This is a genomic window from Acidovorax sp. CF316 (genome assembly GCF_000276605.1).
Classification (GTDB): Bacteria; Pseudomonadota; Gammaproteobacteria; order Burkholderiales; family Burkholderiaceae_C; genus Acidovorax.
In genome coordinates, this window is record NZ_AKJX01000119.1 from 16,854 (window position 1) to 41,678 (window position 24,825).

General features: G+C 68.7%; 25 protein-coding genes. 16 read left to right on the forward strand and 9 right to left on the reverse strand.

Annotation, left to right across the window (positions count from 1 at the left end; all coding sequences use genetic code 11):
- The first annotated feature begins 80 nt into the window (after nt 1-80).
- Nucleotides 81-2,090 carry a tetratricopeptide repeat protein gene (locus PMI14_RS13790; RefSeq protein WP_007855320.1) on the forward strand — a complete coding sequence of 670 codons (2,010 nt, stop codon included), beginning with the start codon at nt 81-83 and terminating at the stop codon, nt 2,088-2,090.
- Between the two features lie 197 nt (nt 2,091-2,287).
- Here PMI14_RS13790 and PMI14_RS13795 read toward each other — a convergent pair whose 3' ends face one another.
- On the reverse strand, nt 2,288-3,130 hold the full coding sequence (locus PMI14_RS13795; protein ID WP_007855321.1) for a dienelactone hydrolase family protein: 843 nt from the start codon (nt 3,128-3,130) through the stop codon (nt 2,288-2,290).
- 250 nt (nt 3,131-3,380) lie between these two features.
- Between PMI14_RS13795 and PMI14_RS13800 the strand changes: the two genes are divergently transcribed.
- The 3 genes from PMI14_RS13800 to PMI14_RS13810 are packed head-to-tail and all read left to right on the forward strand — an operon-like array spanning nt 3,381 to nt 5,828.
- Nucleotides 3,381-4,190, forward strand: a complete 810-nt coding sequence (locus PMI14_RS13800) for a hypothetical protein (RefSeq protein ID WP_007855322.1) — start codon at nt 3,381-3,383, stop codon at nt 4,188-4,190.
- Nucleotides 4,191-4,212: 22 nt separating this feature from the next.
- The gene (locus PMI14_RS13805; RefSeq protein WP_007855324.1) at nt 4,213-5,055 is read left to right on the forward strand and encodes a hypothetical protein; all 843 of its coding nucleotides are present in this window, start codon (nt 4,213-4,215) and stop codon (nt 5,053-5,055) included.
- On the forward strand, nt 5,052-5,828 hold the full coding sequence (locus PMI14_RS13810) for a hypothetical protein (protein WP_007855326.1): 777 nt from the start codon (nt 5,052-5,054) through the stop codon (nt 5,826-5,828). Before PMI14_RS13805 ends, PMI14_RS13810 begins: the two co-directional genes overlap by 4 nt.
- A 104-nt stretch (nt 5,829-5,932) precedes the next feature.
- Here PMI14_RS13810 and PMI14_RS13815 read toward each other — a convergent pair whose 3' ends face one another.
- Nucleotides 5,933-7,732 (reverse strand): Regulator of chromosome condensation (RCC1) repeat containing protein, encoded by a 1,800-nt coding sequence (locus PMI14_RS13815; protein ID WP_007855328.1) that lies wholly within the window; start codon nt 7,730-7,732, stop codon nt 5,933-5,935.
- 136 nt (nt 7,733-7,868) lie between these two features.
- Between PMI14_RS13815 and PMI14_RS13820 the strand changes: the two genes are divergently transcribed.
- Both PMI14_RS13820 and PMI14_RS13825 read left to right on the forward strand, forming a co-directional pair.
- Nucleotides 7,869-8,201, forward strand: a complete 333-nt coding sequence (locus tag PMI14_RS13820; protein ID WP_007855330.1) for a hypothetical protein — start codon at nt 7,869-7,871, stop codon at nt 8,199-8,201.
- A gap of 169 nt (nt 8,202-8,370) precedes the next feature.
- Nucleotides 8,371-9,372: a quinone oxidoreductase gene (locus tag PMI14_RS13825; protein ID WP_007855332.1), complete on the forward strand. Its 1,002-nt coding sequence runs from the start codon at nt 8,371-8,373 to the stop codon at nt 9,370-9,372.
- A gap of 15 nt (nt 9,373-9,387) precedes the next feature.
- Here the strand turns inward: PMI14_RS13825 and PMI14_RS13830 are convergent, their stop codons facing one another.
- The gene (locus PMI14_RS13830; protein WP_007855333.1) at nt 9,388-9,876 is read right to left on the reverse strand and encodes an Lrp/AsnC family transcriptional regulator; all 489 of its coding nucleotides are present in this window, start codon (nt 9,874-9,876) and stop codon (nt 9,388-9,390) included.
- Nucleotides 9,877-10,038: 162 nt separating this feature from the next.
- Here PMI14_RS13830 and PMI14_RS13835 point away from each other — a divergent pair, with 162 nt between their 5' ends.
- The 4 genes from PMI14_RS13835 (at nt 10,039) to PMI14_RS13850 (ending at nt 14,431) form a co-directional block, all read left to right on the forward strand.
- Complete coding sequence (locus PMI14_RS13835; RefSeq protein ID WP_007855335.1) at nt 10,039-11,211, forward strand: pyridoxal phosphate-dependent aminotransferase; 1,173 nt, start codon at nt 10,039-10,041, stop codon at nt 11,209-11,211.
- 6 nt (nt 11,212-11,217) lie between these two features.
- A complete protein-coding gene (locus PMI14_RS13840; protein WP_007855337.1) occupies nt 11,218-12,387 on the forward strand; it encodes a monodechloroaminopyrrolnitrin synthase PrnB family protein in 1,170 nt (389 codons plus the stop codon).
- Nucleotides 12,388-12,453: 66 nt separating this feature from the next.
- Nucleotides 12,454-13,374, forward strand: a complete 921-nt coding sequence (locus PMI14_RS13845) for a LysR family transcriptional regulator (protein ID WP_007855339.1) — start codon at nt 12,454-12,456, stop codon at nt 13,372-13,374.
- 67 nt (nt 13,375-13,441) lie between these two features.
- A complete protein-coding gene (locus PMI14_RS13850) occupies nt 13,442-14,431 on the forward strand; it encodes an alpha/beta hydrolase (protein ID WP_007855341.1) in 990 nt (329 codons plus the stop codon).
- A gap of 24 nt (nt 14,432-14,455) precedes the next feature.
- On the opposite strand, the gene PMI14_RS13855 is transcribed toward PMI14_RS13850, so the two are convergent.
- The 3 genes from PMI14_RS13855 to PMI14_RS13865 form a co-directional block, all read right to left on the reverse strand.
- Nucleotides 14,456-14,902 (reverse strand): hypothetical protein, encoded by a 447-nt coding sequence (locus PMI14_RS13855; RefSeq protein WP_146187958.1) that lies wholly within the window; start codon nt 14,900-14,902, stop codon nt 14,456-14,458.
- A gap of 97 nt (nt 14,903-14,999) precedes the next feature.
- Nucleotides 15,000-16,139, reverse strand: a complete 1,140-nt coding sequence (locus tag PMI14_RS13860) for an FUSC family protein (protein WP_007855348.1) — start codon at nt 16,137-16,139, stop codon at nt 15,000-15,002.
- A 2-nt stretch (nt 16,140-16,141) separates the two neighbouring features.
- On the reverse strand, nt 16,142-16,594 hold the full coding sequence (locus PMI14_RS13865) for a MarR family winged helix-turn-helix transcriptional regulator (RefSeq protein ID WP_035203769.1): 453 nt from the start codon (nt 16,592-16,594) through the stop codon (nt 16,142-16,144).
- A 223-nt stretch (nt 16,595-16,817) separates the two neighbouring features.
- Between PMI14_RS13865 and PMI14_RS13870 the strand changes: the two genes are divergently transcribed.
- Genes PMI14_RS13870 through PMI14_RS13880 form a run of 3 tightly spaced genes read left to right on the forward strand, consistent with a single transcriptional unit; the run spans nt 16,818 to nt 18,262 of the window.
- Nucleotides 16,818-17,546, forward strand: coding sequence for a class I SAM-dependent methyltransferase (locus tag PMI14_RS13870; protein WP_035203787.1), 729 nt, complete (start codon nt 16,818-16,820; stop codon nt 17,544-17,546).
- A 13-nt stretch (nt 17,547-17,559) separates the two neighbouring features.
- Entirely contained in the window at nt 17,560-17,949 is a 390-nt protein-coding gene (locus tag PMI14_RS13875; RefSeq protein WP_007855355.1) for a VOC family protein, read from the forward strand.
- On the forward strand, nt 17,942-18,262 hold the full coding sequence (locus tag PMI14_RS13880) for a hypothetical protein (RefSeq protein ID WP_007855357.1): 321 nt from the start codon (nt 17,942-17,944) through the stop codon (nt 18,260-18,262). Before PMI14_RS13875 ends, PMI14_RS13880 begins: the two co-directional genes overlap by 8 nt.
- Before the next feature lie 18 nt (nt 18,263-18,280).
- Here the strand turns inward: PMI14_RS13880 and PMI14_RS13885 are convergent, their stop codons facing one another.
- The 3 genes from PMI14_RS13885 to PMI14_RS13895 are packed head-to-tail and all read right to left on the reverse strand — an operon-like array spanning nt 18,281 to nt 20,937.
- Nucleotides 18,281-18,676 (reverse strand): hypothetical protein, encoded by a 396-nt coding sequence (locus PMI14_RS13885; protein ID WP_007855360.1) that lies wholly within the window; start codon nt 18,674-18,676, stop codon nt 18,281-18,283.
- Nucleotides 18,677-18,728: 52 nt separating this feature from the next.
- Nucleotides 18,729-19,751 carry a tripartite tricarboxylate transporter substrate binding protein gene (locus PMI14_RS13890; RefSeq protein ID WP_007855362.1) on the reverse strand — a complete coding sequence of 341 codons (1,023 nt, stop codon included), beginning with the start codon at nt 19,749-19,751 and terminating at the stop codon, nt 18,729-18,731.
- 43 nt (nt 19,752-19,794) lie between these two features.
- A complete protein-coding gene (locus PMI14_RS13895) occupies nt 19,795-20,937 on the reverse strand; it encodes a M20 aminoacylase family protein (protein ID WP_238541839.1) in 1,143 nt (380 codons plus the stop codon).
- Nucleotides 20,938-21,219: 282 nt separating this feature from the next.
- Between PMI14_RS13895 and PMI14_RS13900 the strand changes: the two genes are divergently transcribed.
- The 3 genes from PMI14_RS13900 to PMI14_RS13910 all read left to right on the forward strand — a co-directional run bounded on the left by PMI14_RS13900 (nt 21,220) and on the right by PMI14_RS13910 (nt 24,808).
- Entirely contained in the window at nt 21,220-22,194 is a 975-nt protein-coding gene (locus PMI14_RS13900) for a LysR family transcriptional regulator (protein WP_035203789.1), read from the forward strand.
- 117 nt (nt 22,195-22,311) lie between these two features.
- A complete protein-coding gene (locus tag PMI14_RS13905; RefSeq protein WP_007855365.1) occupies nt 22,312-23,106 on the forward strand; it encodes an SHOCT domain-containing protein in 795 nt (264 codons plus the stop codon).
- A gap of 73 nt (nt 23,107-23,179) precedes the next feature.
- Nucleotides 23,180-24,808 (forward strand): calcium-binding protein, encoded by a 1,629-nt coding sequence (locus tag PMI14_RS13910; protein WP_007855366.1) that lies wholly within the window; start codon nt 23,180-23,182, stop codon nt 24,806-24,808.
- Nucleotides 24,809-24,825: the final 17 nt, after the last annotated feature.

Here is a 24,825-nt window from a genome sequence, read left to right on the forward strand (position 1 = left end):
CGCCATGTAACGAAATGCGCCGCAGGCGCCCTAGAATCCGCCTCAACAACGACGATGCCAAGCCTGGGAGGGTAGCGAGCATGAGTTACACGCTGCAACTGTGGGAAAAGCCAGTTGACTGGCCGTGGCCGACCACCAAGAAGGAGGCCGATGCGCAGTTCGAGCGCGTCAGCGACAGCGCGCCGCCAGGGCAGAACCCCAAGTTCCTGGAGTGGGGACGGGTGCTGCAGGAGCGCTACCCCGAAGCGATGGACGTGTGGCTGGACGGCAGTGAGGACGGTGTCACCGAAGATGCCACGCTCGGCTTTGGCATCAATACCCGTACGGAGCATTGGGACGCAGCCTTCAACCTGGCGTGGGAGCAGGCCACCCTGCGCGGGCTGAGCCTGTACGACCCGCAAAGCGGCGTGCACTACCTGGGCAATGGCGACGTGCCCGAGGAGCCGGACCTGCAGGTGCGCTTTGCCGTGCAGGCACGCGAGCGGGGCGACGAGGCCAGTGCCTGGACCGAGTACCGGCGCTGGGCTGCGCGTGGCAACCCGCACGCGCTGTACGCCATGGGCCGCGCGCTGCGCTTTGGCACCATGGGCCAGCGCCGCCACTTCGACTTGGCAGCCGCGCTGCAGGTGATGGGCGCGCACGATGCACCGACCCGGCAGGACGCGCAGGCCTTTTACGAGCGCTTTCCCATCGAGGCGAAAGGGCGCATACAGACCCTGATGGCGCGGCTGAAGTCCGCATCGGGCGACATGCTGCTCACGATCGTGGACGGCGAGCGCAAGGCGCTGGACGACGCCTTCACGCACAACGAGCAGATGATGCTCTACACCAGAAAGCGTATTGAAGCCGCAGACGCTCTGGAGGCCATCGCCCTGCAGGGCCATGAGGTGGCAGCCTTCCAGTATGCGCTGGAGGTGGTGATCGGTTGGGAGGAGCCCAACTACGAGAACGCCCGCTACTGGTGCCAGCGCGCGGTGGACTGGGACCACGAACCCGCCAAGCGCCTGTTTGCATTGATGCACGAACGCGGCTGGGGCGGCCCTGTGGACATGGCCCTGGCCGCCAAATGGAACGCCGCAGCCAAGGACCAGTGGCAGCAGGAACAGAAGCTGCGGCAAGCGAGGGAAGAGGCCGAATCCCCCGGCGGACTGAGCCTTGCGCCCATGGCACCGTCGGCGCCCGCCATGGCTCCCGTGGTGTGGACCGGCTCGGTCACGCGCGACCTGGTGGGCTGGTTCGCCCGTGAGGGCAACCCCCATGCCGCCTTCCATCTGGGCACGTCCGATCAGTACGGCCGCGACGGCGGGTTGGTGAACCTGGCGCAGGCCCGCGACTGGTATGCCCAGGCGGCGGAGGCCGGCCATGCCGACGCCACCTACAACCTGGGCGTTTTCATCGAGGACGGCACCGGTGGCCCCAGGGATGCGCAGGTCGCCAAGGCACTCTTCATGCTGGCCAATACACGCGGCACCACCAGGCGCGTGGATGACCTCAAGATCGCGCCCCACGAGCAGGGCCCCGTGCGTGCCCTGGTGGCGGCCCTGCGCGAACCGGGCCGCCTGCGCGCCGTGCTGCGCGAGAAGGGGCTGGGGGCCGGTGCATCGCCGGCCGTGGCGGGCATGGGAGGCAGCGCGGGTACCGCCGTTGCCGGTGGCGCCGCCGCGGCGCTGTCGGCATCGGACTGGGGCCGCACTGGCGGCGCACCCGCTGCGCCGGCGACCGCGGCCCCGCAGGGCCCGGCCCCTGCTCGCTCGCGCGGCCGCATCGACGACCGCGAGGCGGAGGACGACCCTGCCGACGACCCCAGGTACCGGAACACCACCTTCTCGCTGCACCTGGGCCATCTGGCCCTGGTCATCGGCGCGGCCAACGTGGTGCTGTTGATCCTGTTCTTCAAGGAAGGCGCGAGCTTTCGCCGGGGCATGGCCGTGATGGGACTGATCGCGGCCTTTGGTGCCTGGCGCACCGGGCGCGACTTCGACTGGGCGCCCGCCGCACGCGCTGCGGTGGCGGTGGTTGCGGCCATCCCCATCGTGGGCATGGCGGTGAGCGTGTGGATGCTGGTCCGGGCGTTTCGCGGGCGGGTGTAAAAAAAACCTGTTCAAAAAGATCTTGAACAGGTTCTAAGAGCGCCAGCAGCGTGCGCGGCAGAAGGAGCATCGGCTGCAAGGCCCGACAAACCGGTCTCGCCGGGTACCACCTCTCGCCCCCAGGGGCCGACCCTGGGCAACCGGAACATGCATGCCCGGACTCCGCGGCGCCCGGGATGCGTTCGTTCAGGCCGGTATCAGGCCAGTGCCTTGCCGAATGTGGCCAGCAGGCGTGCCCAGGCGCGATCGGACTGGGCAGCATCGTAGACCCGCGTGTCGGGCGGGCACCAGCCGTGGGCGGCGGGATAAACCTCCACCTCGGCCTGCAGCCTGGCGCTGTCGAACGCGGTGCGCAGGCTGGCCTTGGCCTCGGGGTCCTTGGTGTCGTCGTTTTCGGCAATCGCAATGAGGTATTGCGCCTTGGTCTGCGCCACCAGGCGGTGGGGGCTGTCAGGCGCCGGCGTCACCATGGCGGCGCCATGGAAGCTGGCCACGGCACCGACGCGGCCCGAGGACACCAGGGCCGAGCGCACCGCAATCGGCCCGCCCATGCAGTAGCCGGTGGTACCGAGCTTGCGGGCCTTGTCCACTTCGGCCTGGGCGTCGAGCCAGGTCACGAAGGTCTTACCGTCGCTCAGGTGCATGGCGGGCGTCAGGGCCTGCATCAGCGGCAGCACTTCGGCAATCGGCGTCTGGCCGCCCTGGGGGGCGGTTGGCGCCTTCTTCTGTCGGTAGAAAGGGTTGACGACGAGCACGCTGTAGCCCGACTCGGCCAGGCGCTTGCCCATCTGCCGAAAGGCCGGGCGCAGGCCGAACACATCGGGCCATATGAGCACACCGGGGGCCGAGCCCGACGTGGGCGCGACGAAGTAGGCGTCGCAGCTTCCGTCCGGCGTGGTGATGGTCACCTCACGCTCTGCCACCGCTGCAGCGTTGGCCACCGCAGGCAGGGCGGTCAGCACGCCGGCCGACGCCGCCCACGCGGCAAAGTCGCGGCGGGTGTACTTGTGGAGATCGTCATGGTCATTCGAATCGCACATGGTGGTCCAGCTCCTTTTCGGTCAAAACAGTTGCGGCAGGGCGTGCCATGGTACGTGACAACCAGGAATGCTGTAGGCTCTTTGGTGCCGTGGTGCGGTGCCGGGGCACATGGGCTGCATGCGCTTGCTCCCTTGCCTTGGGGGCGGCCCAAAGCACCCACAAGCTGCATGGCAAACGCGAAATTTGCCGATTCAAGGGCTGCGCTTACGATGGCTGCGAGGGAGTTTTCGAGCCATAAGAAATTACACCATGAGAGACCATCGCCACCCCGAAGGTCTGGCCCCTGCGCTGCCAGCCGCCTACGCAACGAGCACTGCCACACCCGGCAGCACCGCCCGCGCAACCGATGCACCACCACAGCGCCGCCGCAGCCGCGAAGAGCTGGCCGCCGCCCAGCAGCGCGCCCAGTCGCGCGTGCAGGGCCAGGTGCAAAAACAAAAGGACCAGGAGCGCCGCGCACGGATGCGGCAGGCCCAGCAGCGGCGCGAGCAGCAGCCTGCCGCGCGCCTGTTTGTGCCCTACAAGCTGGCCGCGGGCTTCGTGGCACTGCTCGTCTTCGTCTTTGGCGGTGCCTTGTTCGAGGTGGCGCGGGGCGAGCACTTCCTGGTCACCGGCCACGCCACGCTGCGCGCGGCAACCCCCTGGCTGGTGCTTGCCGCGGCCCCGCTGTGGTACTGGGCACTGTGCCGCACGGAGGTGCTGGCACCCTGGTGGGTGCAGCAGATGCCCACCTGGTTCGTGCGCCAGATGGTGGCGTACCCCTTCGCGGCGCTGCTGGGCGCCGCAGCGGTGGGGGCCGCCCCCTGGGGCTGGGCTGCCTACCTGGGCGAGTTGGTGGGCAAACCCGCGCGCGTGGAGGTGCGTGTGGTGTCGGTGGAGGCACCGCGCACTTCCAGCAGCTGCACCCAGTACGCCCGCCTGGAGTTTCGTGGCAGCACAGACCGCGTGTGCGTGAACACCTCCGTGACAGGGGTGATGCCGCGCGCGGGCGATACCGTGGTGGTGGCCGGGCGGGTTTCGCGCTGGGGGTTGCATGTGGGGACGGTGCATGCGAAGTGAGCCACTCGTCAACTCGTCTTCCATGCCGCATGTTGCCCGCGATACCTCCCTCGGCCCACAGCCCGGCACCAGCACGGGCGATGCCATCGACCAGTTAGGGCCCGAGGTTGCAGCCGTGCTGCGCGAAGGCAGGGCGCTCGAGCGCAGGGGAAGCCTGGATTCAGAAGCCACCGCGCGCATCGAGGCGCGGCTGCAAGCAATCATTGAAGCCCAGGATCGTGCCATGCAGGCGCAGAAGGCGTTCAGCGAAGAAGCGGACGATCCACCCCTGCCGGTGGGGGCGCGCGCACAGGCCTATGTACACTGGGCGCAAGTTCGTTCCGTAGCGCGCTGGATGGTTCCCCTCCTGTTACTTGTGCTTGCCATGGCGGGGATCGTGCTGGGCATGACCCTCGGGCAGGGCTTTATCTGGCTGGGCCGCGATGCCTATGAACCGGTGGGGCTGGGGCTTTTCGTGGCCTTGCTCCCCGTGCTTGCCGTGGTGTTCTACAAGAATGAACGGACCACGCATTCCCTGCGGTCCCAGTACCCTACCTGGTTGGTGCGCTGGTTGTTCATGTACCCGACGCTGGTGGTGTTTTCGGCGGCCCTGGTGGCCACTACCCCGTGGGGATGGTCGGTAGCGCTGGGGTGGATTGTCGGCACCCCCTCGCGCGCCGAGGTGCGGCTTGTTTCCATAGGCCATTTCTCACGCAATTCCAAAGCGTGCGACCAGTCTGCCGAGGTGGAATTCAAGGGCATGAGGTCGAGCATCTGCCTGGAAGGCCGTGCGCAGGGAGTATTGCCGGATCCTGGCGAAAGGGTTGCGGTGTCAGGGCACCTTTCCCGACTGGGGCTTTATGTGGAGAGGATCCACGGCCGATGACGTTGCAGCCCTCAGACACCGAGGCCGCCGGGCCGGGGGAATTGCCGCACGCCCCTCCTGGCAGCAATGCGGATGCCGAGGAAACCGCCCGCATCGAGGCGCGCTTGCTGGCGATTGGCGAGGTGCAGGTGCGCGAGATGACGTCGCGCAAGGCGTTCCGAAAGAATGGCGCTCCACCGGCGCCATCGGCATCCCGCAAGGCATTCGCACCCGTGGTGCTGCCAAGGCCCGTCCGATGGGCGGCGATGGCATTTGCCGGCTGGGCCGTGCTGGGTACGGTAGGCGCGCTGTCCCCGCTCGGGCTTCGGTTCATCTGGTTTGGCGCGGCTGACTACCATTCTTCAATGGCGTGGGCATTGGCTGCCGTTCTGCTGCCGGCGTTCGCCGCCTTCTGGTTCTGGACGATACGCGGGGCGCAGGCCATCCAGCCCGACGGGATGGCATGGGCCGGGCGTTGGCTGGGAGTGTTTCCCGGCTGTGTGGCCCTGACCACTGCGATGGTGCTTTTAGCGCCCTGGGGCTGGTCTGCGATAGGGGGCTGGGCCTTGGGTACACCCACCCGCGTGCAGGTGCGCGTCGTCTCTTTCAGGGTGCCCGACTACTACCGCGGCTGCCATCTGCGTGCGGCATTCGAGTTCCAGGGCGTCACCTCCCCCGACGCCTGCGTGGATGGCCGTTTCAAGGGTGACATGCCGCCCGTGGGCAGCTTGGTCACGGTGTACGGAAAGCTTTCCCGATGGGGGCTGGTGGTGAGCAGCATCCACGGGCGGTGAAGCATTCGCAAAGGCTCCAGCCCGCATGGGGCGTTGCAGCGGTCTGGCTGTGCACGCAGCGCATGGGCTTCCAATGGGCGCTAGCCGTGCGGTCGGTTGTGGTGTCAGGACGACTCCATCACCTTGGCCCGTGTCCGCACCTGTCCCGCCTCGCCATCGATGGTGAAGTACAGCACCACCTCCACTTCGTCGTCGCCACGGATCAAGGTGGCCGGGCAGCTCCAGGCCCGGCCCGTGTAGGTACCGGGGGGCGGTGGCGACCTGCTGTCTTCGCCCACGTTGGGCACGTCCAGGTAGGTGTCGCCCTTGAGCAGGCGGATCGCGGTCGGCTTGAATCCGGCCGGCAGGGCATTGCCAGCGGTGGCCCCGAGCCAGAACCAGACGGACAGGTTGTTGCAACTGGTCCGCGGCGGTCCGGGGAAGAAGTCCACATTGACGAGGACCTGCTTGAGCTGCAGCGTGGTGCTGATGGGCGGTGTGGTGGGCTGGCTGGCGCGGGCCTGGCGCACCCAGGGGGCCAGGCGGCCCAGGTCGGCCAATTGGCCGCCGCTGTCGGGGCCCAGGTACATCAGGTGTGGCGTGCCGTGCCCGTTGACGGCAAGGTAGGTGTTGCCGGGATAGGCGCGGACCAGGTAGTTGCCGATGCGGCCGGACGGCGAGGGGAGATTGAACTGGGGCGGAAAGGCCCGTGGCAGGCTGGCCTCTGCCCAGTCCATTACCAGGTTCGCATCGGCCAGCGGGCCAAGGTCCTGCACGGCGTAGGGTGTGGCGGACGCGCCGTTGAAACAGGCCGCGAGATTGGAGGTCGGATAGCTGTACTGCACGCCTGGGTAGTAGGCCCCCACGGTGGTACACAGGCCATCGCCACGGCCAAGGCCGGCGCCCCAGCAGTTGACGTAGCCGCCGTCGAGCACTGCGCAGGCGTGCGTTGCGCCCGTGCCGATGGCCGTGGCGTCGATGATGCCCAGCACCTGCCCTGTGGCGGGCGTGGCGGAGTCCCGCTGGTAGCCGATGCCCAACTGCATGTCCGGGTTGCCGCCCCAGCATTTCACCGTGCCGTTGGTGAGCACTGCGCAGGTGTAGCCGGGTCCCACGGCAACGGCCTTGGCCGGGCTGCCCAGGCCTGGCACTTCCACCGGTGTGGTCACCGGCGTGGCGCTGGCCGCCGTACCCAGCTCCCCTTTGGCATTGCTGCCCCAACACGCGATCGCGCCAGTCTTGCGCAGCACGCAGGCATGGCCGTCGAAGAGTGCGACGTCCACCGCATCACTGATACCAGGCACCTGAATGCCCGTGCCGGGCGCAGGGGCCATGCCGCCCAGCGTGGTGAGCGGCGGGGTGCCGCTGCCGTAGCACCATACGGTACCGTCGCGCTTGACCCCGCAGGTGCTGCCGTTGCCGGCGGCCACGCGGGCCACGTCGTGCAGCCCTTGCGCGTAGGTGGCCTGCGCCGAGGGCGTGGCGCTCACCGGCGCGCCGCGCTGGCCCCGGCTACCGTCGCCCCAGCAGTACACCACGGCCCCGCTGAGCGCGCAGGCGTGGGTGGCGCCCACGACCAGCTGGGTGGCCTCGCGCACCCCTGCAATGGCCTGGCCCGGGGTGTCGGCGGTGGCGGGGCCGAACGACAGGCTGCCCATGTTGCCCCAGCAACTGGCCGTCTCGTCCTTGCGCAGCGCGCAGTTGAAGCCCTTGCCCGCGCGCAGGTCGGCAATGCCCGCGGTGCTGGTCCTGGCCAGCGGCACGGCGCCCCAGCACTGGGCCCCCCAGTCGTTGGAGACGGAGCATGAGGTGTCGTACCCGGTGCTGAGCGTGGTGGCCCGGGCGGGGGCTGCGGCCAGCAGCAGCAAGCCGGTGGCGAGGGCCAGGAGCCAGAGGAACGGGGTGGCGAGGGTGGTGCGGGGCATGCTGCGGTTCTATCAGTTTCGGTGCCGTGTGCACACACAAAAAACACCTGGTCACGAATGGCGGGTGCCGGCGTGCGCGGCACAATGCCTGACTGCACATATCCATCCGCAATCTCCCATATCCAGGCACTGCCCCATGGCGACCGAGCCCATTCGCTACCAACTGGTGATCCAGTTTCCCGACAGCTACTTCACCTCGCTGGACGAGGTGCATGCCTTCGAAGATCGCCTGATCGCCTGCATGCCCAGGACCTGTTCGGTCGATGGGCACGACGTGGGCTCGGGCACGGTCAACTTCTTCATCTACACCGGCTTTCCCAATGCCGCTTTTCTGACGTTCAGGAAGTACCTGGGCACGAACAAGGTGGAGAAGAAGGTGCGGGTGGCGTTCCGCGAAGCCACGGGCGAGGACTTCACCAACCTGTGGCCCAAGAGGGATGCGAGGCCATTCCACTACTGGTACGACTGAGCCGATACCGGCCCTTGCGTCTTGCGGACGGAGGGCTTGGGGGTGCCCCGCATCGCATTGCTGCACCCCATGCACGGCTGAACTGCAGCCAGCCCGGTTGCTGGCGCAGGCACGCATGCCTACGCTTGCCAGGTCTCCAACCGAACACTGAACAGAGTAGGAAGCGCGCATGGCACAGCAGCAGCAACAACAAATCGTCCTCTACGCCACCGGCGCCCCCGAGGTGATGCGCCTTGAACAACAAGCCACCGAAACCCAGGCCCCCGGCCCGGGCCAGGTCTGGCTCACCCAGGCCGCCATCGGCGTGAACCCGCTCGACGTGAGCCAGCGCAAGGGCGCCGTGCGCATCGCCTTGCCCTCGGGCCTGGGGCTCGAAGGGGCGGGCACGGTGGCGGCCATTGGCGCCGATGTCGGCAACGTGGCCGTGGGCGACCGCGTGGCCTATGCCACGGGGCCGCTGGGGGCGTATGCCAGCGCACGGCTGTTCCCGGCCGACAGGCTGGTGAAGCTGCCCGATGCGCTGGCCTTCGACGAAGCGGCGGCCGTGCTGTTCAAGGGCATCACGGCGCAGTACCTGCTCAAGACGACGTACGCGGTCGGGCCGGGCACGCGCATCGTGGTCTACGGCGCGGCGGGCGGGCTGGGGCAGATCATGGCGGCGTGGGCACGGCACCTGGGCGCCTTCGTGATCGGCGTGGTGTCCAAGGCCGAGAGCCTGGAGCGTGCGCGGGCCGCGGGCTGCCACGCGGTCTTCGTGTTCGACCCGGCCACGCTGGCCGGGCAGGTGAAACAGGCCACAGAGGGCCTGGGGGCCGACGTGGTGTACGACCCCATCGGCCGCGTCTCGCTGGAGGCCTCGCTCGACAGCCTGCGCCCGCGCGGGCTGCTGGTGTCGTTTGGCGCGCTGTCGGGTGCGCCCGCGCCCATCGAGATGGGCACGCTCAATGCCAAGGGCTCGCTGTTCGTCACCCGGCCTTCGCTCGCAGCTCACACCGCCACGGCGGCCGAGTACCAGGAGCGGGCACGCGACGTGCTCGATGCGCTCGCGGCCGGCATCATCCGCGCGCAGGTGTGGCGCCGCTATCCGCTGGCCGAGGCGGCGGCGGCGCATGCGGATCTGGAAGAGGGGCGCTCGCAGGGGGCGATCGTCCTGGTTCCGGGTTCCGTTTGAAGCCCCTGGCCGGGCTCAGTCGAGTGCGGCCTTGCGGATGGGCAGGCCCGCGTAGGACTTGAGCGTCTTGAGCACGAAGGACGACTGGATCTCGCGCACGCCTGGCAGCTTGCCGGCCACACGGCTGATGAAGTCCGCGTAGGCGTTCATGTCCGTTGCCACCACCCGCAAGAGGAAGTCGCCGTTGCCCGACACCATGTGGCACGACACGATCTCGTCCACGGCCGCCACGGCGGCCGTGAACTCCTGGATGTTGCGCTCGTCGTGGGTGTGCACGCTGATGGACAGAAAGCTCTCGATGCCGAAGCCGAGCTTTTGCGCGTTCAGGTGCGCGTGGTAGCCGTCGATGAGGCCGGACTCCTGCATCTTCTTGATGCGCCGCCACACGGGCGTGTTGCTCAGGTGCAGCTGCTCGGCCAGGTCGGCGCTGGACAGCCGCGCGTCGCGCTGCAGTTGTTCAAGGATCACGACTTCGACCTCGGTCAGCGCTTCGGGACGGCCCATGGTTCTTTCTTCTTTCGATCAGCGAGAGCAGATGGTATTGGAGCGCCCGCCGATTGCAAAGGTTTTGCGCTTTGCACCGGCCCAGGCGTGTTTTGCGCAAAGTCTTTTCCTGCCTGCGTCGTGAGAATCAATTCCTCCCCACCAGAGGAAAGACCCGCCACCATGAAATGGCCCGCCACGCGCATCTCCAGCAGCTCGCCGAAGTCCTTTGGCATGTACCAGCGGGCCGCTGCGCTCTTCCCGCACGACCCCGACGTGATCCACCTGGAGGTGGGCCGCCCCGACTGCGACACGCCCGCGCACATCAAGCAGGCGGCCATCGACGCCCTGCAGGCCGGCCGGGTGCACTATGGCGAGTTCCCGGGCGAGCTGGACCTGCGTGAAGCCATCTGCACCCGCCTGGCCCGGCACAACGGCATCGAGGCCAGCCCGGCACAGGTCATCGTGACCAACGGGCTCACGCACGCATCGTATGCCACGGTGATGGCGGCCATCGACCCGGGCGACGAGGTCATCCTGCTCGCGCCGTACTACCCCCAGATCATCAACAAGATCGAGCTGGCAGGCGGGGTGGTTGTCGCCGTGCCGCTGGATGCCGCGGCGGGTTTCGCCATCGATGCGGCGCGCATCGAGGCCGCGGTCACGCCGCGCACGCGAATGGTCTGCATCGTCAATCCCAACAACCCCACGGGCCGGGTCCATACCCGCCAGGAGCTGCAGGCGCTGGCGGACGTGGCCATCCGCCACGACCTGCTGGTGCTGTCGGACGAGGTGTACGAGCGCATCGTGTACGACGGTGCGCAGCACACCAGCATCGCGTCGCTGCCCGGCATGGCCGAGCGCACGATCAGCCTGTTCGCTTTCACCAAGGCCTATGCCATGGACGGCTGGCGGCTGGGCTACCTGGTGGCCGACCCCCGGTTCATCCCGGCGATCCTCAAGGTCACGATGAACGACGTGTCCCACGTCAACACCTTCATCCAGGCGGGCGGCGTGGCGGCGCTGACCGGCGACCAGTGCGCGGCCGAGCAGATGGTCGAGGAAGACCGGCGCCGCCGCGATCTGGTCTGCGACACGCTGGACGGGCTGGCCGGCATCCGCTGCCCGCGCCCGCAAGGCACGATCTACGCCTTTGCCGACATCCGCGGCACGGGCCTGGGCAGCCAGGCGTTCGCCGACCGGCTGCTTGCGCAGACCAAGGTGAGCGTGGAGTCCGGGGCGTTCTACGGCCCGGCGGGCGAGGGCTTCGTGCGCATCTGCTTCGGTGGCGAGCCGTATGCGCGCATCCAGACCGCGATGGACCGCATGCGCGGCTTCCTGCAAGGCCAAGGGTAGAACACCATGGACATCGCGAGCGCCACTGCATTCGACGGCTGGATCCGCAGCCGCTTCAAGGACTTCAACACCGAGCTGGAGGAACTGTATTTTGCCAAGGCGGACCGGGCCGACGTGGAGGGCACGGGCGATGGCACCAAGGCGGCGCTGCGGGACGAGGGGGCCGGGCACATCGCCCGCATCCATGCCGAACCCCGGCTGTACGAGGACGAGGCGCGCAGCTACGACCTGCTGGGCAACATCGGCCTGTACATGGCAGCGCTGCGCCGCCATGAACTGACCAACCCGGACCGGGAGGAGCGCTCGCCCTTTCCGGTGGCGAGCGCGCTGGCGCAGCGCCTGGCGGCCGGCCTGGGCGTTGCGCCGCGCTTTGCCACCGCCCACGTCAACCTGCGCAACCTGGCCATCGGCGGCGAGCACAAGAGCTTCACGCGCCTGCCGGACGAGCTGCTGTTCATCGAGTACAACTGCCTGCCCATCCTGGCCTACATCCGCGCTGCCGACGTGCTGCGCCGCATAGCGCCGCTGGGCGTGGCCCACCCCGCCTCGCTGGCCCTGCTGCGCGATGCGCAAGCCGCTCTCAAGGACGTCGGCCGCTACAACGCCGAGCTGCACCGGCGGCTGGACGTGGACCGCTTCTTCTACAACATCCGCCCCTATTTCAAGACCTACCGCGTGGGGCGCCATGCCTACCGGGGCGCCAACGCCGGCGACTTTGCCGCGATCAACGAGATCGACCTGTGCCTGGGGCTGTGCCGTGTGTCCGACCCAGGCTATGCCGGCATCGTGATGGAGAAGATGCCGTTTTTGCCGCGCGAGGACCAGCAGGCACTGCAAGCTGCCTGCTGGCAGCAGAGCCTGCTCGACGCCTTTTTGGAGGCCGCGCCGGCCGCGCACGGGCATGCGGGCCTGCGCGCCAACGTGCAGGCGTTCCTGGACGTGTGCGCGGCGCACGGAGAGACGGCGGCCCAGCACCACGAGTTGTTCGTGCACCGGTTCATCGAGGTCCCCTCGACCCGTATGGAGGAAAAGCACCTGGCGCAGATCACCGCCAGCGGCCCCCCGCTGCAGGCGCTGCTGGCGGCGCTGGAGGCGCTGCGCGACCGGCGCCTGGCCGTGGACCGGCCGGGCATCGACTCGCGGCACGCCGACCTGGCGGTGCTGCGTGCGCTGTAGCAGGGCAGGGCGCAGCCCGGTGCATGGCATGGCGTACAGTCCCCGTGACTGCTTTGTGATTGCCCCATGGACCTGCTCGACAGCCAACACGCCGATGAACTAGCCACACTGCTGGCGCTGCATGCCGAGGGCTCGTTCGCGGCCGCGGGGCGGGCGCTGAACAAGCACCCCTCGGTGCTCTCCAAGCGCCTGGCCGCGCTGGAGGCCCGGCTGGGCGTGCGCCTGGTGGAGCGCACCACGCGGCAGCTGCGCTTTACCGACGACGGCCTGCGCCTGGTGGAGAAGGTGCGCCACGCCGCGCTGCTGATCGCCGAGGCGCAGAAGGAGGCCGCGCAGGGCGCACACGAGGTGCGCGGGCGGCTGCGCCTGTCCATGCCCGCCGCCATGGGCCGGCGCTGGCTCAGCCCCATGGTGGCCGGATTTGCCCTGGCCCACCCCGAGGTGCAGGTGGAGGTGGAATACGCCGAGCGCTTCGTCGACATCGTGGCCGAGCATTTCGACGCGGCCATCCGCATCGGTGAGCTCGAAGACAGCCGCCTGGTGGCCACGCGGCTGTGCGAGCACCGGCGCATCCTGTGCGCGGCGCCCGGCTACCTGCAGCGCCATGGCACACCCCAGGTACCGACCGACCTGGCGACGCACAACTGCCTGGGCTTCACGGGGCTGCGCTCCTACCCCGAATGGCGCCTGACGCGCGACGGCGTGACCGAGGCCGTGCAGATCAAGGGCAGCCTCGTCAGCAACGACAACGAGGCCCTGCTGGCCGCAGCGCGCCTGGGCCTGGGCATCATGGCCGCGGGCGACTGGCTGGTCAGCCCCGACATTGCCGCCGGCCACCTGGTGCCGGTGTTGGCGCCCTGGGGGCTCAATGCGCATGCCGGCATCTACCTGGTGCGGCCCTCGGGGCGGTTCAGCACCGCGGCGATGGCGGCGTTCAAGGCCTGGATGGTGGGGCAGTTTACGCAGGGCGCGCCCTGGCGCTTGTAGGCGGGTGTACCCACGCAGCCACCACTTGTAACGGCTGGAGGGGGGCACATCGGCAATACTTGGCCGCATGAAAGCACTCCTACTGGGCCTGGTGGCGGTGGCCGCATCGCTGGCTGCCGTGGCACAGCCTGCCGCCGATCCGCGCGCGAAGCCCATCGAGGCCCGTGGCCCGTTGGCGCCGCTCAAGGGCACACTGCTGGCGCCTGCCAGGGCCGGTGCGCCCGTGGTGCTGATCGTGCCCGGCTCGGGCCCCACGGATCGCGATGGCAACAACCCGCTGGGCGTGAATGCCGCCACCTACAAGCTGCTGGCGCAGGACCTGGCGGCCCGGGGCATCGCCTCGGTGCGCATCGACAAGCGCGGCATGTTCGGCAGTGCCAAGGCCGTGGCCGATGCCAATGCCGTCACCATTCCCGACTATGTAACCGACGTGCACAGCTGGGTGGGCGCCATCCGCCGCAGCACCGGTGTGCCCTGCGTGTGGGTGCTGGGCCACAGCGAGGGCGGCCTGGTTGCGCTGGCCGTTGCGCAAGGGGGCGGTGAGGTGCCGGGCATCTGCGGCCTGGTGCTGGTGGCCGCGCCCGGCCGGCCGCTGGGCCAGGTGCTCCGCGACCAGCTGCGTGCCAACCCGGCCAACGCGCCCATCCTGGAGCAGGCCCTGGCCGCCATCACCAGGCTCGAAGGCGGGGCCCGCGTGGACACTGCCAGCCTGCACCCCGCCTTGCACCCGCTGTTCAACGAGGCGGTGCAGGGCTTTTTGATCAGCGCCTTCGCGCAGGACCCGGCCAAGCTCATCGCCGCCACCAAGGTACCCGTGCTGGTGCTGCAGGGCGAGCGCGATCTGCAGGTGGGCGTGCAGGACGCACGCCTGCTGGCCCAGGCCAACCCCGCCGCCCAACTGGTGCTGCTGCCCGATACCAACCATGTGCTCAAGGCCGTGGTGACGGACGACCCTGCGGCGAATATGGCGACCTATGCTAACCCGGGCCAGCCGCTGGCGCCGGGGGTGGTAGATGCGGTCGTGCGGTTTGTCGCGGCAGGCAAGACCAGGCCTTGATGCGCGCCGCCGCGGTGCTGACAACTACAGGCAGGCCATCGTTGCCGTGAACGAATGCGCGGGGGACTGCTCCGACCTGTCGATGGTTGCACTGTCCGCCCCTGCAACAAACTGCGTGAACCGGATAGCCCCTGTGTTCAACCCGGGTGCGTGGACCTGGCCGCAGACGAATTTCCCTCGGGTCGTGGTCACGACATGCACCTCCTGGAACCTGGCCGACCCGGGGTGCTTGAGTTGGGCTGCCACCGCAGCTTTTGCCGCGGACATCAATGCCTCCTCATTTTTCCCTTGCAGCAGAAACGCCAGGCTGGAGTCGATGTGGCGTTGCAGGTCCGTGTTCAGCGCGCGGAGCAGGGCTGGCATCCGTGGTGCCGGCGCGGGTGCTGCAAGGGGAGCCTGCGCGCAACCCAGCGCCAGCAGGGCTGCCAAAAGCAGTGCGGGGCGGAACTTCGGCCAGTCATCTGCTTGCATGCTGCACTCCATGGGGTTGAACACCAGGGTGTAGCAGAGCGAGGGATGCCTGGGTGCGGCCAGCCGCACAGCAGCGCCAGGCTTCGTGACATTGGTCTCAAGAGTTCGATCCGCTTGGTGCCCGCGGGGGCGCGGCCCGCGCCGTCGTCTCGTGGTGCTGCGCCAGCTGCACCCGGTCCTCCAGCGTCGAGAACACCACCGCAAACGCCATGCCCACCAAGGCGCCGAGCACGGTGTCGAGCAAGCGCGCCAGCGGCATCCCGCTGCTTGCCGCAGGCGTGGCCAGCGAGGTCATGAGCAGCGCCATGGGGGTCACGAAGACCTGGCCCAGCGCGTAGTTGGCACCGATCACCACCTCGGTGGCCAACTGCAGCACGATCACGGCGGCCAGCAGGGGCCAAAACGTAGGGTGCTGGGCCAGCACCAGCCAGGCCAGGGCCGCGCCGGCCACGGTGCCCAGGCTGCGTTGCAGGGCGCGGTGCATGGCGGTGTGCAGGTGGCTGCCTTGCAGCACGGCCATGGCGCCGATGGCGGCCCAGGCCGGGTGCTGCCAGCCGGCGGCCAGGGCCAGCAGGCCGGCGCTGGCGGTGCACAGGGCAATGCGGGCAAATTGCAGCCACGGGCCGGCCTGCACGGCGGGCGTGGGCGGCGGCGTGGCCGGTGCGGCGCGCAGCCGGTCGCTGGCGCGGCAGACGGCAAAGGCCGATGCCACCCCGGCCAGGGTGAAGAGCACGCGGGCAATGGCGCTCTGCCAGCCATCCACCGGTGCCATGGCGGCACAACCCGCGAAGACGAAGATCACGGCGCCCGGCGGGCCCAGGCACCAGCGCCCGGCCAGCCACGACACCGTGCCGGCCAGCAGGCCCAGGCAGAGCAGCAGGGCGGCGGGTTGTGCGCCTGCCAGGCCCAGCAGCGACATCAGCGCCACTGCCCCGATGAGCAGCGCGCCCGAGCGCAGCACGGCGGGCATGCGCTGCCCCGCCGGCGCAAAGCGCCCCAGCAGTGCCGCCAGAGCGCCCAGCGCCGCATAGCCCACCAGGTGTGCCCAGGGCGACAGGTGCGTGGCCCCGGCAGCGATCAGCACCGCCAGGCCGGTCTGCAGCCCCACCACGGCGGCGTTGCGCAGCGAGGGCAGGGGGGAGATGGCGCAGGCCTCGCGCAGGCGCGCGGGGGCCAGCAGGCGCGGCAGGCTGGCCAGGTGGGAGCTGTGCACAGAGGAGGAGGCGGTGGTCTGCATGGTCAGGCCTGCGATGCGATGCGCGCCTCGATGCGCTCGAAGGCGCGCAGCAGGGTCTGCGCATCCTGCTCGCCAATGTCGGCCAGCAGCTCCGACTCAATGGCCTGCAGCTGCTTGCGCAGGGTGGCCACGGTGCGCCGGCCGGCGGGCGTCAGGTGCACCAGCTTCACGCGGCGGTCCTCGGGGTGGGGGCGGCGTTCGATGAGTCCGCGCTCCACCAGGATGTCGAGCAGCCGCACCAGGCTGGAGCCATCGAGCCCCACGGCCGCGGCCAGCGCGCTTTGCGACACATCGCTGTCGCTGCCCAGTTCGTGCAGGTGCATCAGCGGCGCCCAGGTGGCGTCGCTCAGGCCGCTGGCAGACAGGCGCGCATCCAGCGCCTGGCGCCAGCGCCGTGCCAGGCCCACCAGGCGGATGCCGATGCGGTGGCGCGGATCGGGAAGGTCTTCTTTCATGAAGATTGATTTTATCACAATCATTTGAATTCAAATGATTGTGGTGCAGCGCAGCTTGTTTGCCGAGCAGCGGGTGCCTGTTACCGTTCCACGGGCCGGGGGATTGGGGGAGGGCCTGCTCTTGGCCTATCATCTGCTGAAGAGCAAGCCGCCCGATGCGACATCGGTCATCCGGCCCGCCAACCAGAACATCGAACCGGTGGTCCTCCGCCAACACCCGTCCATGCCCTCTCTTTCGTCCCCTCCGGCCGCAACAACACCGTCGTCACCCGCCTTCGTCCCCGAGACCCGCTTCGGCCTGTGGTTCCTGTCCACCGAGACCTGGCGCGTGCATGTGCTGCAGCGCGCCCTCAACGACCTGCAGGCCCTGGCACCCGACCTGCCCAAGGGCGGCACCGTGCTGGACATCGGCACCGGCCAGGGCCACTCGCTGCCGGAGCTGGCGGAACGTTTTCGCCCCAGCCAGCTCCATGCCCTGGATCCCGAGCCGGACTTTGCCGAGCGCAGCGCAGCGATGCGCCAGGCGGTCAGCCCCGCCGTCGCGCTGCACAATGCGCATGCCGAGAACATTCCGTTGCCCGACGGGTCGGTGGACCTGGTGCTGTGCCACCAGACCCTGCACCACATCGTGGACCAGCAGGCCGCGCTGGCCGAGATCTTTCGTGTGCTCAAGCCGGGCGGCCACCTGCTGCTGGCCGAAAGCACCCGCGCCTACATCCACAGCTGGGTCATCCGGCTGCTGTTTCGCCACCCCATGCACGTGCAGCGCAGTGCGCCCGAGTTCCTGGCCATGCTGGGCGAGGCCGGCTTCGAGGTGAAGCCCGAGCATGTCAGCACGCCCTACCTGTGGTGGAGCCGCAAGGACCTGGGCGCGCTGGAATGGCTGGGCTTTGGCGTGCCCAAGGTGCGCGAGGAAACGCTGCTCAATGCCGTAGCGCGCAAACCGCTTTGAGGAGCTGACCGCCATGCAGATCAAACTCGCCAGCGTCCTGGTGGACGACCAGGAAAAGGCCCTGAAGTTCTACACCGAGCAGCTCGGCTTCGTGAAGGACAAGGACATCGCCATGGGCACGTTCCGCTGGCTTACCGTCAACTCGCCCGAGGGTGCCGAGGGCGTGGAGCTGGTGCTGGAGCCCATGGCATTTCCGCCCTCTGCTGTGTACCAGCGTGCACTGTTCGAGGCCGGCATCCCGGCCACCGCCTTCATCACCAAGGACCTGGCGGGCGACTACGCGCGGCTCAAGGCCAACGGCGTGCAGTTTCGCGGCGAGCCCATGCGCGCGGGGCCGATCACCATGGTGCTGCTGGAGGATACCTGCGGCAACCTGATCAACCTCGTCCAACCCGATGATTGAGGCTGGAGGGGCGCCTGCGGCCGATCCGCGGATCGACGCGGTGCTGGCCCTGTGCGATGCCGCCCACGACGAGGTGCGCCGGCTGGGCGCAGTGCAGGACGAGGCCCGCATGCAGGACATCATCGACCGGCTGCATGCGCTGGCGCAGGTGTACGCCGATGCCCCCACGGTGCCCAAGGCGCTCGCCGGGGTGCTGTTTGACCTGTCCACGGCCTTGTATTCGGCGGCGGGCACCACCGACGAGGTGCGCTGCAAGGCGGCGTTCGCGTGGTTCGATGAATTCTGCGATGCAGCGCGGGGCGTGCTGAACTAGCTCGCCAGAGAAGACGTTCTAGCCCAGCGCCCTGATCACCGCCGCATGCGCCATCGCCAGTTCGGGCGAGGTGTGGAAGTGCCGCTGGTAGTGCCCTGAGAAATCCGCCTCGGCCGAGTGCTCGAGCTTGAGCATCTCGCGCACGCGGCGCGCCACGACGGGCGGTGCCTCGGCGATATCGGCATTGCCAGGCTCCATGGCCTCGTCGAGCATCACGATCAGGCGGCTCAGCGGCTCCATCCAGCGCATGGATTCGGCATACGCCATGACCTGCAGGAACTCGCCGGCCGACTGGCGGCCATGCAGCTTTTCATAGTCGCGCCGCTCCAGCTCGATCAGCTGGCGGTGCAGCGCCAGCAGGGCGTTGCGCAGGGCGGCGCATTGTTCAGGGGTGGCAGAGGTGGTCGTGGTCATGGGCAGAGGGTCTGAAAAATGGTTTGCCGCATGATCGCACGCCCCCGGGGCATCAATCCTTCATCTTGGCGAAGTCCACCAGCTTGGCGTACTGCGCCGTGTCGCTGCGCATCAGTGCGGCCAGATCGGCGTTGGCGGCGGTGGGCAGCACCATGCCGGCGTCTTCCAGGCGGCGGCGCACGGCCGGGTCCTGCAGGGTGGCCTTGAGGCCCTGGCTGAGCTGCTGGGCCAGGGCGGGTGGCAGGTTTTTGGGTGCGGCCATGGCGAACCAGCCGACCAAATCGTAGCCCTTGAGCAGCGGGTGCTCGCCCAGCGCGGGCACATTGGGCAGGGCCGGGCTGCGCGCGGCGCTGGTGATGCCCAGGGGCACGACGCGGCCGCCCTGGATGAAGGGCAGGGCGGCGGTGGGCGAGAGCATGGCGAAGTCCAGCGTGCCGCCGGCCAGGTCGCTGGTGAGCGAAGCCGTGCCGCGGTAGGGGATGTGCGTCATGAAGATGCCGGCGCGCTGCTTGATGAGTTCGCCCGCAAAGTGCAACGTGGAGCCCACCCCCGAGCTGCCGTAGCTGTACTTGCCGGGGTTGCGCTTGACCAGGTCGATGAACTCGGCCAGGTTCTTCACGCCCGTCTTGGGTCCGGCCACCAGGAGCACGGGGGCGGTGGCGATGAGGCCGATGGGCGCCAGGTCCTTGAGCGGGTCGTACTTCTGCGCGGGGTTCACCAGGCCGGTGGCCGCCATCTCGTTGCTGGAGCCCACCAGCAGGGTGTAGCCGTCCGGCGGGCTGCTGACCACGCGCTGCGCGGCGATGGCGCCGGCCGCGCCGCCCTGGTTGTCCATGACCAGCGTGGCGCCGAGCCTGGGGCCCAGCGCGTCGCCGACGATGCGCGCCGCCTGGTCCACCGAGCCGCCCGGTGGGTAGCCGATGACGATCTTGACCGGCTTGGTAGGCCAGGCCGCGGCGCCCTGGGCCAGGGCTGCGGGCGTGCCGGTGGCCGCGAGCGTGGCCATGGTGGCGGCCAGCAGCGCGGTACGGCGCGTTGCGGATGAGGGGATCAGGCGAGGAAAGGGCATGCGCATGGTGGGGGCCGTGAGGGTGGGGTGTGAAGGGGAGGGCGTGGGCTCAGGCCGGTGCCAGGAAGCGCTCGGTCAGCTTGACCCAGTAGGTCGATGCCAGGGGCAGGCAGGCGTCGTTGAAGTCGTAGCCGGGGTTGTGCACCATGCAACCGCCGCTGCCGTGCGTGTCGCCCACGCCGTTGCCCACGATGAGGTAGCTGCCGGGGCACTGCTCCAGCATGAAGGAGAAGTCCTCGCTGCCGGTCAGGGGCTGCAGGTTGGGCATGATGCCGTCTTCGCCCAGCCAGTCGAGCGCGACCTGGCGTGCGAAGTCGGTGCTGGCCATGTCGTTCACCAGGGCCGGGTAGCGCCAGTGGTAGTCCACCTCGGCCTGCACGCCCAGCGTAGCGGCCTGGGCCTGCACCAGGGCGGTGATGCGCTCGCGCAGCAGGGCGCGGATCTCGGGGCGGTAGGCGCGCACCGTCAGGCGCATGAGCACGCTGCCAGGGATGACGTTGGGCGCATCCCCGCCGTGGATGGCGCCCACCGAGATGACGGCCATCTCGCGCGGGTCCACGTTGCGCGAGACGATGGTCTGCAGCGCCAGCACGATGTGCGCCGCCGCTACCACCGGGTCGGCCGCCAGGTGCGGGGCCGAGCCGTGGCCGCCCCGGCCCTTGACGGTGATGGTGACCGAGTCGGACGAGGCCATGAACGGCCCGCCCATGAAGCCGAAGGTGCCCACCGGGTGGCCGGGCATGTTGTGCAGGGCGAAGATGGCGTCGCAGGGGAACCGCTCGAACAGGCCGTCCTCGATCATTTTGCGGCCGCCACCCAGGCCTTCTTCGGCGGGCTGAAAGATCAGGTGCAAGGTGCCGTCGAAGCTGCGCTCCTTTGCCAGGTGGCGCGCCGCCGCCAGCAGGATGGCGGTGTGGCCGTCGTGCCCGCAGGCGTGCATCTTGCCCGCGTGGGTGCTGGCATAGGGCAGGCCGGTCTCCTCGTGGATGGGCAGGGCGTCCATGTCGGCGCGCAGGCCCAGCACGCGCGGGCTGCTGCCCAGGCGCAAGGTACCCACCACGCCGGTACCGCCCATGCCGCGGTGCACGGTGTAGCCCCATTCGGCCAGGCGCGCGGCCACCAGGTCGCCGGTGGCAAATTCCTCGAATGCGAGCTCGGGGTGGGCATGGATGTGGCGGCGCAGGGCGACCATCTCCGCCTCGATCGCGCGGATGCCGGGCAGCACCGGGTCGGTGCGGTGTTCGTGGTCATCGCACTGGTGCTGTGGTGGTGTTGCGTTGTCTCGTTCGATGGCCTGGTTCATGGCGGTTTCTGGTGTGCAGTTGGTGGGCAAAGTCTAGAAACCGCGCCTGCACAGCGGCAGACAGGGGCTGCCTTGCACCGCATGGCAGCGCTTGTCTTGCTGCGGTCACGGGCTTGTGCTGGGGCCGGCCGCGCGGGCGGCCAAGGGCGGCGCGCACTGATAATGGCCGCCATGAAACTGCACCAGATGCGCTACATCGCCGCGGTGGCTGCGCACGGCAGCATCCGCGCGGCGGCGCGCGCCCTGGGGGTGACGCAGGCCGCCGTCACCCAGGGCATGCGCGAGCTGGAGGCGGACTGCCAGCTCGCCCTGTTCACCCGGCACAGCGGCGGCATCGGCCTCACGCCTGCGGGGCGCGACTTGGTGCAGCATGCCCAGCGCATCCTGGAGCAGATGCACCAGGCCGAGCAGGACCTGGCGCGCCACCGCGGCGCGGGCGCGCCGCAGCGCCTGTCCATCGGCATCACGCCCTGGGTGGCGCAGACATTGCTGGCGCGCGTGCTGCCGCCCTTCCGCGCCGAGATGCCGCATGTGCAGCTGGAGCTGTATGACGGCTTCTCGGCCCTGGCCTACCCCAAGCTGCGCGAGGGCAGCCTGGATCTGATGATCGGCCGCATCGCCGCGCCCGACGAGATGCTGGGCCTGCAGTCCACGCCGCTGTTCACCTACGAGGCCACCGTGATGGCGCGCGCCGGGCATGCACGGGCAGGGGCCACGTCCATCCACGAACTGCTGGACCAGGACTGGGTGCTGAACTTCGGCCCCGGCGGCGAGAAGGAACTGATGGACCAGCTGTTCACCTGCCACGGCGCCGCCGTGCCGCGCCACCACATCCACCTGGCGCAGTCGGCCTCGCTGATGCTGACCCTGGTGCAGAAGACCGACATGCTGACCTTCTGCCCCTGGCCGCTGGCCGAGACGGCCTCGCTGCGCGGCAGCATGGTGGCGCTGCAGCTGCGCGAGCAGTTCGCGCCGCGCACCGTGGGCATCATCCGGCGCAGCAACGAGACCCCCTCGCTAGCGGCGCAGCGCTTTCTGGCGCACTTTGCCGAGCAGGTGCAGGCCAGCGTGCAGTCGGACGATGCGGAGCTGCGGCGGGTGTTCTATTCGGTGGAGATGGCGAAGGGGGCGGGCACCGGGGAGTGAGGCAGGTCCGGCAGAAGAGGCGGTGCATTGTCCCTTTGCCGCCGATGTCATCCGCCATGGTGTTTGTCGCGTTGTCTAAGATCACGCGCAACAATGACGAGAGGGAGAAAAAGAACCATGCAGACCATTGCAAAAAACCTGGCTGTGGCCGCCATGGCGCTGTGCGCCGCTGCGGCCTGTGCCCAGCAGTCTCAGAACATGGAGGCCATGAACCGGGGCGTGTTCAGCGATGTGCCTGCGCCGCCGCTGGGCGGCAGCGTCAAGGACGCGGCGGCCAAGAAGCGCGGCAGCCTGCAGCCGGGCACCGGTGACTTCTACCGCTTTGCCAAGATCGAGGCCTCCCCGGTCAGCCAGGAGGCGAGTCCGATGGACCTGCGGCGCTGGACGCTGTCTGCCCTGGTGAGCAAGGCTACAGGCGAGGTCGAGTTCTACCTGCACTATTACGAGATCTACCGCGCCAGCTCCTGGAAGGCGTTTTCCGCCGCGCAGACGGACGCGGGCGAGAACCTCAAGCTCGGCCGCATCGGCGCCCGGGTGGTGTCGTGCCGCAGCGGCTGCTCTTACGCGGAAGAGCTGTTCATCGACCTCGCCCCGGGCACCGTGGAGCGCGCCCGCACGCAGCCCTTGCGGATACAGCTGTCGGGCCTGGGCGCAAACGCCACCCTGGTCGAGGTTGGGGCGCAGGCGGTGAACGACCTGGTGGCCAAGGCCGAGCTGGAAGCGATGAAGTACCGCAAGGCGGGGGCTTCGGCCGGGGTAGTTCCCGCGCTCGCGTCTGAACCTTCCATGCCGGCTGCGGCAACCCCGGCCCTGGTGGCCGATGAGCTGCAAAAGCTCGCCAGGCTCAGGGCCGCTGGCACCATCACCGAGCAGGAGTTCCAGGGCCTCAAGGCGAAGCTGCTGGCGAGGTGAGCCGCCGCCAGCGTGCGGCCGGCCCCGATTTCCCTGAATTTCTTTTTTGTCTGATTGGATGGAGAGCTCCCCCATGGCGTCTTATTACTTCGGTCTGGATGGTCTGAGTGATCTGTCTGCACCCTCCAGGGCGTCGGCCAATACCATGGTGTTCGTCCCCGAGACGCACAACCTGGGCGTTCTCCTGGGGTACGAGCTCACGTCCACGGTGCGCCTATATGAACCGGACTTCACCCAATCGTCCATCTACCAGTTCACGGCCAAGGCGGGTGCCACCTACCACATCCACAGCACGTCCTTCTTCGAGCCCTGGATCAAGCTGTACGACCAGAATGGCAAGCCGGTTGCCCGTGGAGACCTCACGGACGACTGGTACTCGGGTTCCTCCTCCTACGATTCCATCAGCGGGTGGAAGGCCCCTTACGACGGCGTGTTCTACATCGATCCGGGCTGGGACAGGGGGGTTGCGCAAGGCCACCGAAGCACCAGCCTGACGGTGGACGAAGATACCGACTCGTCCGGCTGGAACACGTCCCCGGCGCCCGCACCCGCACCCGCGCCCGCGCCAGCACCGGTGGTCGCGGCCCTGCCGCCCGTGCTGATGGCACCTGCGCCGCGCCCCGATGCCACCTCGCCCGCAGCCGGCGCCGTCCATGGAACGGATGCGGCGGACACGCTTGCCGGTGGCAACGGCATGGACCTGATTTACGGCGGCAACGGCAATGACATGGTGACCGCCGGCGCGGGAAACGACTTCGTGCGCGGTGGCGGTGGCAACGACAGGCTCAACGGTGGCCCGGGCATCGACACTGCGCAGTATGCGGGTGCCTATTCGGCCTATACCGTGACCGTGGACCGTTCCGCCAACACCATCCGGGTGGCGCACAACGCGGGCGGTGCCGACGGCACCGACGTGACCTCGAACTTCGAGTTCTACCAGTTCGGCGACAGGATCGTCCCCGCATCGCAGCTGTGGCTGCTCAACGCCCCGCAGATCAAGGGGACGGATGCCAGCGACACGCAGGAGGGAACGGCTGCGGCAGACATCATCCTGCCGGGCAAGGGGAACAACCAGGCGCTTGGCAATGGCGGCAATGACCTGATCGTGGCCAGCCTGGGCAGCAGCAACTCTGCCGAAGGCGGAGACGGCATCGATACCCTGTTCATCGATACCGCCTCTGCCAACGTCACGGTCACCAAGTACCCTGCCCACTGGGCGGAAGCCAAGATCTCTGTGGAGCAGAACAATGTGCTGGACGATGACATGGAGCGCGTCCAGTTGAAGGACAAGTACTTCGTGCTGGACCTCGACCCCGGCACCAATGGGAACAAGGCCGCCCTGCTGGCCTATACCCTCAAGGGCCCGGCGGGGCTCAGGGATGGCGATCTGATCGCCAAGACACTGCTGCCCCTGTTCGACAGCGGTTTCTCGGTGGCCGACGTGAGCTCCTACCTCATCGACTCGGGCTACATGGCGGGACTGGCTGGCGGTGCATCGAACGCGCAGTTCGTCGCCACGCTGTTCAAGGCCGTCACCGGGATCAGCGCCGACAGCGCCACCGTGGCCACCTTCGAGGCGCTGATCACGAGCGGGGCCTACACGCAGGCCACGATGCTGGCCGGCGTGGCCCAGCTGGAGCTGGTGGGCACGGCCGCCAACCTGCCGCAGTACGCCAGCACCGGCTTGGCGTTGGGCATCTGATCACCGGTGCAGGGTCG

Coding starts and splice junctions, on each gene's coding strand:
- PMI14_RS13790 (WP_007855320.1), top strand. CDS start 81: ATGAGTTACACGCTGCAACTGTGGGAAAAGCCAGTTGACTGGCCGTGG.
- PMI14_RS13795 (WP_007855321.1), bottom strand. CDS start 3,130: ATGTGCGATTCGAATGACCATGACGATCTCCACAAGTACACCCGCCGC.
- PMI14_RS13800 (WP_007855322.1), top strand. CDS start 3,381: ATGAGAGACCATCGCCACCCCGAAGGTCTGGCCCCTGCGCTGCCAGCC.
- PMI14_RS13805 (WP_007855324.1), top strand. CDS start 4,213: ATGCCGCATGTTGCCCGCGATACCTCCCTCGGCCCACAGCCCGGCACC.
- PMI14_RS13810 (WP_007855326.1), top strand. CDS start 5,052: ATGACGTTGCAGCCCTCAGACACCGAGGCCGCCGGGCCGGGGGAATTG.
- PMI14_RS13815 (WP_007855328.1), bottom strand. CDS start 7,732: ATGCCCCGCACCACCCTCGCCACCCCGTTCCTCTGGCTCCTGGCCCTC.
- PMI14_RS13820 (WP_007855330.1), top strand. CDS start 7,869: ATGGCGACCGAGCCCATTCGCTACCAACTGGTGATCCAGTTTCCCGAC.
- PMI14_RS13825 (WP_007855332.1), top strand. CDS start 8,371: ATGGCACAGCAGCAGCAACAACAAATCGTCCTCTACGCCACCGGCGCC.
- PMI14_RS13830 (WP_007855333.1), bottom strand. CDS start 9,876: ATGGGCCGTCCCGAAGCGCTGACCGAGGTCGAAGTCGTGATCCTTGAA.
- PMI14_RS13835 (WP_007855335.1), top strand. CDS start 10,039: ATGAAATGGCCCGCCACGCGCATCTCCAGCAGCTCGCCGAAGTCCTTT.
- PMI14_RS13840 (WP_007855337.1), top strand. CDS start 11,218: ATGGACATCGCGAGCGCCACTGCATTCGACGGCTGGATCCGCAGCCGC.
- PMI14_RS13845 (WP_007855339.1), top strand. CDS start 12,454: ATGGACCTGCTCGACAGCCAACACGCCGATGAACTAGCCACACTGCTG.
- PMI14_RS13850 (WP_007855341.1), top strand. CDS start 13,442: ATGAAAGCACTCCTACTGGGCCTGGTGGCGGTGGCCGCATCGCTGGCT.
- PMI14_RS13855 (WP_146187958.1), bottom strand. CDS start 14,902: ATGCAAGCAGATGACTGGCCGAAGTTCCGCCCCGCACTGCTTTTGGCA.
- PMI14_RS13860 (WP_007855348.1), bottom strand. CDS start 16,139: ATGCAGACCACCGCCTCCTCCTCTGTGCACAGCTCCCACCTGGCCAGC.
- PMI14_RS13865 (WP_035203769.1), bottom strand. CDS start 16,594: ATGAAAGAAGACCTTCCCGATCCGCGCCACCGCATCGGCATCCGCCTG.
- PMI14_RS13870 (WP_035203787.1), top strand. CDS start 16,818: ATGCCCTCTCTTTCGTCCCCTCCGGCCGCAACAACACCGTCGTCACCC.
- PMI14_RS13875 (WP_007855355.1), top strand. CDS start 17,560: ATGCAGATCAAACTCGCCAGCGTCCTGGTGGACGACCAGGAAAAGGCC.
- PMI14_RS13880 (WP_007855357.1), top strand. CDS start 17,942: ATGATTGAGGCTGGAGGGGCGCCTGCGGCCGATCCGCGGATCGACGCG.
- PMI14_RS13885 (WP_007855360.1), bottom strand. CDS start 18,676: ATGACCACGACCACCTCTGCCACCCCTGAACAATGCGCCGCCCTGCGC.
- PMI14_RS13890 (WP_007855362.1), bottom strand. CDS start 19,751: ATGCGCATGCCCTTTCCTCGCCTGATCCCCTCATCCGCAACGCGCCGT.
- PMI14_RS13895 (WP_238541839.1), bottom strand. CDS start 20,937: ATGGTCGCCCTGCGCCGCCACATCCATGCCCACCCCGAGCTCGCATTC.
- PMI14_RS13900 (WP_035203789.1), top strand. CDS start 21,220: ATGAAACTGCACCAGATGCGCTACATCGCCGCGGTGGCTGCGCACGGC.
- PMI14_RS13905 (WP_007855365.1), top strand. CDS start 22,312: ATGCAGACCATTGCAAAAAACCTGGCTGTGGCCGCCATGGCGCTGTGC.
- PMI14_RS13910 (WP_007855366.1), top strand. CDS start 23,180: ATGGCGTCTTATTACTTCGGTCTGGATGGTCTGAGTGATCTGTCTGCA.